The organism is Planococcus sp. A6, from assembly GCF_028823615.1.
In the GTDB taxonomy this organism is placed as follows: domain Bacteria; phylum Bacillota; class Bacilli; order Bacillales_A; family Planococcaceae; genus Planococcus.
On the sequence record NZ_JAPEHT010000166.1, the window covers coordinates 1 to 5,701 of the forward strand.

Consider the following 5,701-nt stretch of genomic DNA (forward strand, 5'->3'; position numbering starts at 1 on the left):
CTTTTTTGTATATATTTTATTCCTTACAGTCCAGGCAAGATCCCTGAGAACAAGTTCAAAATAAAGACCGTGATCAGCGCAGTGACGCCGGCGATGAAGCCGCCGCCAGTCCAGGCGAGAAGCGTTTGGGGGACAGTGAGTTTCCCGAAGCGGTTGACGACCCAGAAGCCTGAGTCGTTCGGCAAGGACAGGCCGATTCCGCCGGCACAGATGGCAAGACCCAAAAGGATCGGGGAGACGCCGAGTTCAGTGACCATTGGCCCGAGTATGCTCGAAGTGGTGACGAGCGCGACGGTTGCCGAGCCGAGTGAAGCACGCAGGATCTGCGAAAAGATAAACGCGAGCAAGAGTACCGGGATGCTCCAGCTTTGCATCGTGGAAATCAAATGGTCGCCAATGCCGCTGTTGTTGATGACGGCACCGAACGCTCCGCCGGCTCCTGTGATCAGGATGATGATCCCGGCAGAGTTGATGGCTTCGCTATACAAGCGGTTGTTCGGGATGGAAATATAAGGGCGCAAGAAGATGATTGCTGCGAACACACTGATCAAGAGGGCCACGTTTTTCTCCCCAACGAATCCGAAAAAGCTGGAAACAGAAGTTTCAGGAAGCAGGAGTTGAGATACCGTATTCGCCAAGATCAAGACAATTGGCAATGCGAGCATGAAGAAGCTCAACGCCGTGCTGATTTCTTTTTTCGGCAAGTCGGCTTTTTCGACGATGATTTCCTCGATTTCGCCGGAATGCTTGACGCGTTTTCCGATGAACATGCCGTATAGATAACCACCGACCAATGTCGCTGGAATGGCGACGATGATGCCGTAGATGATAAATAGGCCAAGTTCAGCACCGGTGTTTTCCGCAACGACGAGCGGGCCGGGTGTCGGGGCGATCATATTGTGCGACACGATCAAGCCTACGCCAAGAGCGGTAACGAAAGTGACGACAGAAATGCCCGTTTTGCTGGAAAGCGAGCGGATCAAGCCGCTCAAAATGACGAATGCAGCGTCGAAGAATACCGGAATCGAAACGGCGGTACCGGTCAAGGCGAGGCCTGCCGGAGAGCGTTGGATGCCGAACACTTTCAAGACGGCTTGTGCGATTTTCTCGACCGCGCCGGACGCTCCGAGGAATTGGCCGAAAATGACGCCAAGCCCGATGAGGATCCCGACGCCGGCAAGCGTATTGCCGAAGCCGGTCGTGACGGTCGACGCGACGTCTTGCAGCGGCATGCCGATTGCGAGCGCAGTGAGCACGGCGATGGTAATCAAGGAGAGGAATGGCTCGATTTTTAATTTAAGAATGGCAAAAAACAAAGCGGCGAGCGACAGAACAAAAATCACAATCAACAAATTTCCTGTAACCATGTGAACATCTCCCTTATCGGTAAAGTTTGGTGGAGCAGCTTATAGCCTAGAAGCCCGTGGCGCTGACTAGATATGCCTTAATTTTTTAATGAATGCAAAAATTTTCTTCAAATAGACTGCTTAACCATCTGCAAGAACTTCCCTCAAGCATCCAGGTTTTTCAACAAACGGACAAATCGTGCCATGACCGGCGTGATGGCTTGTTGCATGCCGGCCATCATATCAGACAGGTGCATCGGCTCATCCGCCGCTTGCTTTAAATAGTTTGTTGCAGCGAGCGACACTTCCGTATTGACGTTGACTTTGCAGATGCCTTTGGCGACCGCTTGTTGCATCGTGTCGTCCGGAGTGCCGGAGCCGCCGTGGAGCACGAGTGGGATGCCGACCGCTTGGCGGATGTCGTCGAGCAGCTCGAGCTTGATGTCAGGTTCACCAGTGTACATGCCATGGACGGTGCCGATCGACGCGGCGAGGAAATCGACGCCGGTTTGGTCGACGAATTCTTTAGCGGACGCGGGGTCCGTCAAGGCGCCGGTGCCTTCTTCTTCATCGGAGAACGCGCCGCGGGCAGTGGAGCCGATTTCCGCTTCGACGCTGACGCCTGCCTGGTGCGCGAGTTCGACGATTTCTTTCGTGTAGGCGATGTTTTGTTCGAGCTCATGTTTTGAGCCGTCGTACATGACGGACGTGAAGCCGCAAGCAATCGCACGGACGATCGACTCTTTCTCGTATGCATGGTCGAGGTGCAAAGATACCGGGACGGATGCTTTTTCTGCTAAGGATTTCGTGAGTGCCGCAAAGCCTTCGACGTCGACAGTTCCGAAATAACGTTCGCCGAGCGCGATGATGACGGGCTGGTTTTCTTGTTCAGCGGCCTGGATCGCGGCCTGCAAAGTTTCGAGGCTATAGACATTGAACGCGGCGACCGCATAATGGCCGGCCTGAGCCGCTTGTAACATTTCTTTTGTTTGGATAAACATTCACACACCGCCTTTTATTGTATTCGCTTACATGGATGGCAAGCGGCAAGTGCCGCCTTGCTTATCCGTGGAGGATTTCGGCTACTTCTTTCAAGCTGGTTTTCGAGCCGACATTGCCCGGGAAAATCACGTAAGCCATTCCTGGGAATTTGCTTTCGCTGCCCGTCAGCCATACCGGAATGCCCGGTTGGATCTGCCCGGCCACTGTGGCGCGTTGAACGCTCAGGCCATTGGTGCCGATATCGCTCGAGGTGATGCCGCCTTTTGCGATAATGAAGCTCGGGCGCACGTGGAGATTTTTGACGATGCTCGTGACAGCGTCCGAAATCTTCACGGATAGCTTCAGTTCTTCTTCTTGCTGGTTGTCGCCGAGATCGAGCCGTTCGCGTTTCGTGTAAACAGCGACAGTCTGGCCCTCACGAATCAAGCGCTCGCTCGTGTCGATGACGCGGTTGATTTCCGCTTCGAATTGTTCTGGATGCAAGACGAGATGGACATCGAACTCGATGAATTCGATAAAGTCAGCAGTTTTCAACACTTCGAATTGCTCGGTCGTCTTTTTCACGTGGGAGCCGATCATGATGAGCCCGCCGTTGTCGCTCGTTTCGGTGACCAGTTCTTCTTTCGTCAGCAAGGCTTTGTCGCTGATGCCGCCGATAATTTTCGTCAATGCCGCGGCACTGCGGAACATGAACTGCTTGCCGGCGTTCATCGCGCGAATCAAGGCGATGACGACGATTTTGGCATCTGTGTAATCTACGGCGTTGACAATCACTTTATTGAAATCCGTAACAGTCATCAATTGCTCGACGAGACGGTCGATGCGCAAAGCGCGGATGTCTTCGAGCGATAGATAGACCGCGTCTTGTGCTTTAAATGCGCCGTCTGACTTCTCTTCTGCCCATTCACCGAGGTGCGACGCCGTGTAGCCGAACGTGCGGTCTTTCGCGAATTCGGTTTCACCGGCCGGCACCAACTGCTCGCCGTCCTGAACGTAATGGATGTTGTTGATGGTCAAGCGGCCGCCTTCTTGGAAGAACGGCATGATGACTTCGCCGTCGAATGAAATATCGGATTCGGATTCGACCGTGTTTTTCAGCACTTCGGTCTCGAGTGGGTAATGCCCACGCAAGGTCGAGTCGCCGCGGCTGATGATGATGAACTCTTTCTCATGCTTTGCGGCGGTTTCTTGGATAACGCGCGCGATGTCTTCATGCGCTTGTTGTGTTTCCGCTGCCGTAAAGCCCCTGGAATTGGTGAGAATGAAGAACATGGATTGCAGTTCCGCAAATCCAGCGTCGATGCTTTCCGCAGTCCAATCGGTATAGACTGAAACGCCGTGGACGGTTTGCACGCCGGTCGGATCGTCGTCGAGCACAATGATTTTTTTATTGAAATCGCGCAGCTCTTGCTCGAGCAAGGCGTCGACTTGTGTCGTGTCTGGAATTGCCGGGAGGGAAGCAAGCACGTCGTGTGCGTTTAGGATTTCAGAATGAGCCATCCGTTACACCTTCCTTACTTCAACATTCGCTAATTTTTCGTAATACTGGACGATGCCGCCGTGGTCGTCGGCTGCTTTGCCGTCGACTTTCAAGGCGTGGAAAATCTCAACCAATTGGCTCGAAAGCGGAAGCGGCACGCCGATTTCGTGTGCGGTTTCCATCACGTTCGTCATGTCTTTCAAATTAATGTCGATGCGCCCGCCTGCTACGAAATTGCGATCGAGGATCAGCGGCACTTTAGCATCGAGCACAGCGCTGCCGGCCAAGCCACCGCGGATCGCTTGATACATTTTCTCGACGTCGATGCCGGCTTTCGCTGCAAGCACGAGCGCTTCGGACATCGCGGCGATGTTCAAGTTGACGATAATCTGGTTCGCGAGTTTAGCCGTGACACCGCTGCCATTATCGCCGACAAGGACGATATCGGAGCCGACGCATTCGAAGACATCTTTGACGGATTCGAAAACGCTTTCTTTTCCGCCCGCCATAATCGCCAAGGTGCCATCGATCGCTTTCGGCTCGCCGCCGCTGACCGGTGCATCGATCATGTCGACGCCTCGTTTCGCTGCTTCATTGGCAATTTCAACCGAAGCGACAGGGGAGATTGAGCTCATGTCGATGATGACTGTTCCTGGTGTGGCGTTCGTCAAAATGCCGTTGTCGCCGAGGACGACTTGCTTTACGTGGTGGGACGCTGGAAGCATCGTGATGACGACATCGCAAGTTGCACCCATTTCTGCAGGTGTCGCGAATTGCGCGCCGGCTTCCATGAGCGCTTCGACCGTTTGTGTGTTAAGGTCATTGACTGACACTTGGTAGCCCGCTTTCAGTAAATTCAATGACATCGGCTTGCCCATAATGCCGAGCCCGATAAATCCTATGGTTTTGTTCATTGATGATTGCTCCCTTCAAATTCACAAAGCTGCCATACATAATAGCGCTTTCATTTTGGTATTAATCAATATAGTACACATTATCATTCATTTTGTATACAAAATATTTTAAAATGTATACAAAAAATATAGTGGCTTTTAAATTTTTCCAATAGAACTTATACTTTGTAAGGAGAAATAAATTAGCCAGGAGTCGATTAGCATGACCAAAAAAGCCACACAGCTTGCGTATATCCAAGCTTACGAATATATCCGGGACCGGATCCTGAACGGTGAACTCGAACGCGGCACGAAATTGGTCGAGGAGCGGCTCGCCGAAGAGATGGGCATCAGCCGGACGCCGGTGCGCGATTCCATCCGCAAGCTCGAGCAAGAAGGGCTCATCAAAGACAAACGCGTCGTCAACCCGAGCGACAGCGACTTGCGCGACGTCTTCCAAGTCCGCACCTTGCTCGAAGGCTTCGCCGTCCGCCATTGTGCGATGTACATGGGCGAAGGCGATCTCGACAAATTGCGTGGATGCGTCGAAGTCGGCCGTACGGGCACGATGGAACAAGTCATGGCGGCGAACAAAGAATTCCACGAAATCATCGTCGGCGCCACGAACAACCCCGTCATGATCGACATCTTCGAACGCATGCAGTCGATCATCTACCTGTTCCGCAAGACGGTCGTCTACCACAAACGCCCGCTTTTGATCGACGAACATCAAGACATCTACGAAGCTATCGCTGCTCATGACGCAGACGAAGCGGAGCGGCTCATGAAAGCGCATCTGCAACTCGACCTGGAGTTCTGCTTGAACCGGATGAAAGGGTAGGGGCTTTTCGGGTTTGGTTTCCCGGGTTTAAGTTTTGTCCCTGTGCATGACACAATTTTCAGGCCGAAAAGGTTGATAGAGCGGGGTTTTGTATGCCGTTTGTCCCTGTGCATGGCACAATTCAACAGAAAAAAAGCAT

5 protein-coding genes are annotated in these 5,701 nt (G+C 52.7%); 1 reads left to right on the forward strand and 4 read right to left on the reverse strand.

Going from position 1 to position 5,701, the window contains the following annotated elements:
- Positions 1–23 precede the first annotated feature (23 nt).
- The 4 genes from ON064_RS16680 to garR all read right to left on the reverse strand — a co-directional run bounded on the left by ON064_RS16680 (position 24) and on the right by garR (position 4,742).
- Entirely contained in the window at positions 24–1,367 is a 1,344-nt protein-coding gene (locus ON064_RS16680; RefSeq protein WP_274625647.1) for a GntP family permease, read from the reverse strand.
- A 143-nt stretch (positions 1,368–1,510) separates the two neighbouring features.
- A complete protein-coding gene (locus ON064_RS16685; RefSeq protein ID WP_274625648.1) occupies positions 1,511–2,347 on the reverse strand; it encodes a class II fructose-bisphosphate aldolase in 837 nt (278 codons plus the stop codon).
- Positions 2,348–2,408: 61 nt separating this feature from the next.
- Positions 2,409–3,848, reverse strand: a complete 1,440-nt coding sequence (locus ON064_RS16690; RefSeq protein WP_274625649.1) for a four-carbon acid sugar kinase family protein — start codon at positions 3,846–3,848, stop codon at positions 2,409–2,411.
- A 3-nt stretch (positions 3,849–3,851) separates the two neighbouring features.
- Positions 3,852–4,742, reverse strand: a complete 891-nt coding sequence (garR, locus tag ON064_RS16695) for a 2-hydroxy-3-oxopropionate reductase (RefSeq protein WP_274625650.1) — start codon at positions 4,740–4,742, stop codon at positions 3,852–3,854.
- A gap of 202 nt (positions 4,743–4,944) precedes the next feature.
- Here garR and ON064_RS16700 point away from each other — a divergent pair, with 202 nt between their 5' ends.
- Positions 4,945–5,562 carry a GntR family transcriptional regulator gene (locus tag ON064_RS16700; protein WP_274625651.1) on the forward strand — a complete coding sequence of 206 codons (618 nt, stop codon included), beginning with the start codon at positions 4,945–4,947 and terminating at the stop codon, positions 5,560–5,562.
- The last annotated feature ends 139 nt before the right edge of the window (positions 5,563–5,701 follow it).

What these genes read in the sequence shown, in the direction of transcription:
- garR (WP_274625650.1), bottom strand. Translation starts at nt 4,742, where the DNA reads ATGAACAAAACCATAGGATTTATCGGGCTCGGCATTATGGGCAAGCCG.
- ON064_RS16680 (WP_274625647.1), bottom strand. Translation starts at nt 1,367, where the DNA reads ATGGTTACAGGAAATTTGTTGATTGTGATTTTTGTTCTGTCGCTCGCC.
- ON064_RS16685 (WP_274625648.1), bottom strand. Translation starts at nt 2,347, where the DNA reads ATGTTTATCCAAACAAAAGAAATGTTACAAGCGGCTCAGGCCGGCCAT.
- ON064_RS16690 (WP_274625649.1), bottom strand. Translation starts at nt 3,848, where the DNA reads ATGGCTCATTCTGAAATCCTAAACGCACACGACGTGCTTGCTTCCCTC.
- ON064_RS16700 (WP_274625651.1), top strand. Translation starts at nt 4,945, where the DNA reads ATGACCAAAAAAGCCACACAGCTTGCGTATATCCAAGCTTACGAATAT.